Origin of the sequence: Binatus sp. (SeqCode), from assembly GCF_036522015.1 — a bacterium.
Taxonomy (GTDB): domain Bacteria; phylum Desulfobacterota; class Binatia; order Binatales; family Binataceae; genus Binatus.
The window spans coordinates 1-5,163 of the sequence record NZ_DATDGQ010000399.1; the positions used below are offsets into that span (position 1 = coordinate 1).

Annotated in this window: 6 protein-coding genes; 4 read left to right on the forward strand and 2 right to left on the reverse strand. The window is 61.0% G+C overall.

Features of this window, described 5'->3' with window-relative positions; genetic code table 11:
- Positions 1-381 precede the first annotated feature (381 nt).
- The gene (locus tag VIW95_RS16895) at positions 382-1,104 is read left to right on the forward strand and encodes an enoyl-CoA hydratase/isomerase family protein (protein WP_331588725.1); all 723 of its coding nucleotides are present in this window, start codon (positions 382-384) and stop codon (positions 1,102-1,104) included.
- A gap of 17 nt (positions 1,105-1,121) precedes the next feature.
- Here VIW95_RS16895 and VIW95_RS16900 read toward each other — a convergent pair whose 3' ends face one another.
- A complete protein-coding gene (locus VIW95_RS16900; protein ID WP_331588727.1) occupies positions 1,122-1,688 on the reverse strand; it encodes a chalcone isomerase family protein in 567 nt (188 codons plus the stop codon).
- 62 nt (positions 1,689-1,750) lie between these two features.
- Entirely contained in the window at positions 1,751-2,512 is a 762-nt protein-coding gene (locus VIW95_RS16905; protein WP_331588729.1) for a YfbM family protein, read from the reverse strand.
- 138 nt (positions 2,513-2,650) lie between these two features.
- Here VIW95_RS16905 and VIW95_RS16910 point away from each other — a divergent pair, with 138 nt between their 5' ends.
- The 3 genes from VIW95_RS16910 to VIW95_RS16920 form a co-directional block, all read left to right on the forward strand.
- Entirely contained in the window at positions 2,651-3,676 is a 1,026-nt protein-coding gene (locus VIW95_RS16910; RefSeq protein WP_331588731.1) for an NADP-dependent oxidoreductase, read from the forward strand.
- A gap of 15 nt (positions 3,677-3,691) precedes the next feature.
- Complete coding sequence (locus tag VIW95_RS16915; RefSeq protein ID WP_331588733.1) at positions 3,692-4,069, forward strand: VOC family protein; 378 nt, start codon at positions 3,692-3,694, stop codon at positions 4,067-4,069.
- A 60-nt stretch (positions 4,070-4,129) separates the two neighbouring features.
- Positions 4,130-5,163, forward strand: a 1,034-nt coding sequence (locus VIW95_RS16920; RefSeq protein WP_331588735.1) for an adenylate/guanylate cyclase domain-containing protein, incomplete at its 3' end; no start/stop codon positions are given.

Here is a 5,163-nt window from a genome sequence, read left to right on the forward strand (position 1 = left end):
TAGTGGGTCTCCGTGACCGGTTTCACGCCCCGCAACCTAGCAAGCGCGCTGGAGAGATTCTTTGCCGAGCTTGCGAAGTTTCAGCGCCATGGTGCCGCACTGTAATCCCAATTTCAGTGCCCACTCAGTGCCCACTTTGGGGTTTATCCACAGGATCTGACCTGATTCACGGTCATGAAAAACCCCTTATTTTCCGGCCTCATCTGGCTTGATGTGATCAGGCAAAATCCATTGGGCAGATTTTCAAGACCGGTGCCTTAACCGCTCGGCCACCTCTCCGCGTCGAAGAACGGGGAAGAGCGATTGTTCAATATCGAATGCTGGCGTGCAAGCCGGTTGGAGAGTTGCGCGCGAGCGCGGCGCCGAAGTAAAGCAACACGAATGGCCGCTGGCAAGACGACTGAAAACTTCCTGGTCGAGAGTGACGGTCCGATCACGACGATCACGTTCAATCGTCCCGAGCGCCGCAATTGTCTCGACGAAGGCGTCATCCTCGACTTCGAGCGACGTCTGCATGCGGTGCGCGACGATCGCGAATGCCGCGTACTCATCGTGACCGGCAAAGGCTCCGCCTTCTGCGCCGGCGCCGATCACGCGATGTTCAAGGCTCGGGCCGGCGCGGTAGTCGATGCCGCAGAGCGGCGACGACGGATGGGCGAGTTCGGCAAGCGATGGCCGCGGTTGATTGGTCGTGCGTTCGACGTGTTGGCGCATCTCGATCAGATCACGATTGGCGCAATCAACGGCTACGCGGTCGGCGGCGGATGGTCGTTCGTGCTCGCGTTCGATTTTGCGATTGCGGTCGAAGGCGCTGAGTTCTGGGTGCCGGAAGTGGATCTCGACGTGCCCTATCGCGGCGCTCCCGCGAGCGTGCTCGCCGCCCGGCTCGGGCCATGGCGCGCGAAGGAAGCGATCCTGATGTGCCGCCATTACAAGGCGGAGGAATTACTCGCGATGGGCGCGCTGAACCGAGTCGTTAAATCTAGTGAGTTAATGCCCGCGGCGCGGGAGCTTGCGAAAACGATGGCGGCGAAATCGCGCGACGCGCTCGCCGCCTCGAAGCGCGACATCAACGCCGTGTTCTTCGGCCAGCGTCTGTTCTAAGGACTAGCATTGGCGCGTCACTGTCTGAGCAGCGACTTCCGCATCGCCTGATGTTTGGTTTGCGGATGAAGCCATACGCTCATGACCGCTGTGCAAAATGACGGATCGTCGATCGCGCCGGTGCTCGAATCGTTCAAGTAGGCCAGCGTCCGCCTCGTGTCCGGACAGAAGATGACGATCTGGTCGCCTTCTTTAACGTTGGGAATGAGCTTCCTCATTTCCGCCTGCCAGGTTGCAAGCTGACGCTCGTCGCCAACCTTGAGGTCGCGCATCTCGGCGATCGCGTTCTTGACTAAAGTGTCGGAGGGAACTGCACGGCCCGGCTCGATGTCGAGCGCGTGAGGTGCAGCCGCGGAATATTGCGGGCCGACAATCCATAGCGTCGCGTCGTACATCCGAATGCCCCACCATGAGTGGCGGCCCGTCCCGAACGGACGCATTTCCGGAGACTTGGACAGCACCTGCGGCGGCAACGGCCTATGAGAAGCAATCGCGTAGGTAGCGGAAATCAGAACCAGCAGGATGGTCACGAGTCGCAAAGACACGGCACGGGTAGGAGTTCTGCGGGTCATCGGCAGGCGCATTGTGGCCGAGAGTAGGCCGACCCGCAACCGAAGTGTTCTTTGGCAGCGCCTTTTCTAAACGCTCAATCGAGACACGTAACGATCGCGAACTTTGCGGCGCTCGCGTCGACGTAGAATTGTCGCAACTTTTGAAACGCGTCCATCAGCCATTGCTGGTCGTCGGCGAGGAATTGTCCTGGATAGATGCCGAGCGTCGCCATTTGAGCCGGATCCCATCGCGCGGTCATCTCGGCTTCGAGATTTGGCCGACTCAATTCGCGGGCGATGTTAGCGACCTCGTCTGCTTCGAAGTATCGCGCGGGCCCATAGCCGAGGTCGTCGCCGATATCCGTCCCGCCCATCACGGCCTGGCTGGCGAGGTCGGAACCGGGTTCGAGCTTGCCGCACAACAGGTAGTGCACTCCGTGCCATGCTTTGTCGATCGAGAGGCTCGCGCCCTTCGCCGACGCTTGCGGACTACCTCCCGAGGTGTTCGGCGGATTCGAGATGCCTAACTTCGCCGCGAGGGCGCGTCCGCGCGCCTCCATCAACTTCGCCAGGTCATCGCCGCCTTCGCCGCGCGCGAGCGCGTCGGGATCGATGCCGATGTTTTTCATGGACTGTGCGAGTCTCTCGCGTAGCTCCGGAGGCATCGCCGCCATCGATGCTGCAAGCATCTGCGGCGCGAGGCGGCCTTGCAGTCTTCCCGCAAGCGCGCCCATCAACTTCGGCATGGCCTGGGCGGCCTGATCGCTGGCGAAAAGCCCTTCGACTTCCGAAGGATCGTCAAGAATCTGTTTCAAGCGAGCCGGCGACACCTGCACAAAACGCCCCATCATCGACATGTCGGTTCCTCCGTCGCCCGATTGTAGGATTTTGCGTCTCGCCAAGCCAACGCTATTCACCCGGGTTTTGCACGTTGCTTGTTCGCGGGGCGCTTATCGGGTAAGTCCAAGTCACACTCGCAGTGAGGATATATTGAAATGGCAGAGCTGAGGAATCGACAATGGCTGCTCGAGAAGCGTCCGCACGGAATGATCAAGGAAAGCGATTTTCGCTGGAATGAAACGTCCGTTCCGGCGCTGAAGGACGGACAGGTACTGGTGCGCAATCTTGCGTTCTCGTTCGATCCGACGCAGCGCGGATGGATGTCGATGGACACCTACATGCCAGCGATTCCGCTCGGACAAACGATGAAGGCCGGCACCATCGGACAGGTGGTTGAGTCCAAGCGCGAGGGATTTGCCAAGGGCGATCTGGTGCAGGGGCTTTTCGGATGGGAGGACTACACGGTTAACGGCGGTGAAGGGCTGATGGGCTTGCAGAAGCTGCCGCGCGGCACCGATCCCATTCTCGCGCTGTCGCTGCTTGGCACGACAGGCCTGACGGCATACTTCGGCACGCTGGCGGTCGGTGCGGTGAAGGCCGGCGACACGTTCGTCGTCTCCGGCGCGGCGGGCGCAACCGGCTCGGTGTCGGGGATGATCGCCAAAATCAAAGGATGCCGTGTAGTTGGTATCGCGGGAGGTCGCGAGAAGTGCGACTGGCTGGTGAAAAAGGCAGGCTTCGACGCGGCGATTGACTATAAGAGTGAGAAGGTAGGTGAGGCGCTGACTAAGCATTGCCCGCAGGGCATCAATGTATATTTCGACAACGTCGGCGGCGAGATTCTCGATGATGCGCTCGCGCGACTGGCTAATGGCGCGCGGGTGGTGTTGTGCGGAGCGATCTCGCAGTACAACAACCTCGGCGAGAGGAATCCGGTCGGGCCCAAAAATTATTTCAACCTGATAATGCAACACGCGCGGATGGAAGGCTTCCTGGTATTTCATTTTCTGCCGCGCTATCCCGAGGCGATCGCCGAGATGTCCAAGTGGTACGCGGAGGGGAAGCTCAAGAACCAGGTCGATCTGCAGCAGGGACTGGAGAACGCTCCGAAGACGATCATCCGGCTGTTCACGGGTGCAAATTTCGGCAAGCAGTTGCTGAAGCTCGGCGATCCGCAATAGCCCTAAGCTACGACAATGATCGATCACATCTCGCTTAGAGTCTCGGATTTCCAGAAGAGCCTCAGCTTCTATAAGGCGGCGCTCGATCCACTCGGATACACGCTGGTCTTCAGCGACGACCAGGAGCAATACGCAGGCTTCGCCGGACCCGATCGCGAACGAATCTGGATCGGACACCGCGAAGGCGCCTCGCACGGCTATACGCATATCGCGGTGTTGGCGAAGGATCGCGCGACCGTGCGCAAATTCTATGAAGCGGCGATGAAGGCGGGCGGGCGCGACAACGGAGGGGCCGGTCCGCGGCCGAATTACAGTCCTACATACTACGGCGCGTTCGTGCTTGACCCGGACGGTCACAATATCGAGGCGGTGTGCTTCGCCAAGGGCGAATAGGAACCGACGGCGATCGAAAGAAACAGGCATCACGAGGGCGCGGCGCGGGTCGTCGAATGGATGATGCGTGACGGGCGCCACGTTACGCACATGCGCGAGTTCGGCGACGAGATGTGCCGGAGAATCGTCGCGGCGGGTATCCCGCTGTGGCGCGCCTTCTGCGCGGAGGGCACGCTCCATCCGCAAATCGCGGCGACCGCCTATATCTGGCGGCGCAGCACGCCCGGCGCAGTCCGGTTCACGGCAAATCATTCGTTCGAAAACGATCCTGAGTTCACCACCAGCCCGATTGCGGAAGTGCAGCGCACCGGGCGCATGATCCGGCGGCAATTGCATGACCCCGCCTGTGCGCTCGATTATCCGGCCCTGAGCGAGTTTAAAAGCGAGGGCGGTACCGACTACGCTGCGATGCCGATGATCTGCTCGAGTGGTGAGATCAACTCGATCACCTGGCTTACCGATCGCTCGGGCGGATTCAGCGAGGATGAAATCGGCGGGCTCGGCGCGGTTGCGGAGGCGCTGGCGATAATCGTCGAGCTGCAAGCCACGCGGCGAATCGCACGGCACCTGATGGACACCTACGTCGGCCATCGGACGGGTGAGCGGGTGCTCGCGGGCAAGATCACCAGGGGCAGCGGCGAACAGATTCGCGCGGTGGTCTGGCTTTGCGATCTGAGGGGCTTTACCGCGATGACCGACTCTCTGCCGCGCGACAAAGTAATCGGGTTGCTCAACGACTACTTTGAAACGATGGTGGACGCGGTGACGGCCGAGGGCGGCGAGGCGCTCAAGTTCATGGGCGACGGGATGCTGGCAATTTTCGAGCTTGGCGCGAACGAAGATCCCCGCGATCGATGCGCCGCCGCGTTGAGGGCCGCCCGCGCTGCCACTGAAAAGGTCGCTGTGCGAAATCTCGAGCGCCGCGCCGCCGGCGACCCCGAGATACATTTCGGACTGGCCCTGCACCTGGGCGACGTCAGCTACGGAAATATCGGAGCCCCAACGCGGTTGGACTTCACAGTGATTGGTCCCGCGGTGAATCATGCGGCGCGGCTCGAGAAAGTCGGGGTTGAGCTGGGACGTCCGGTAGTAAC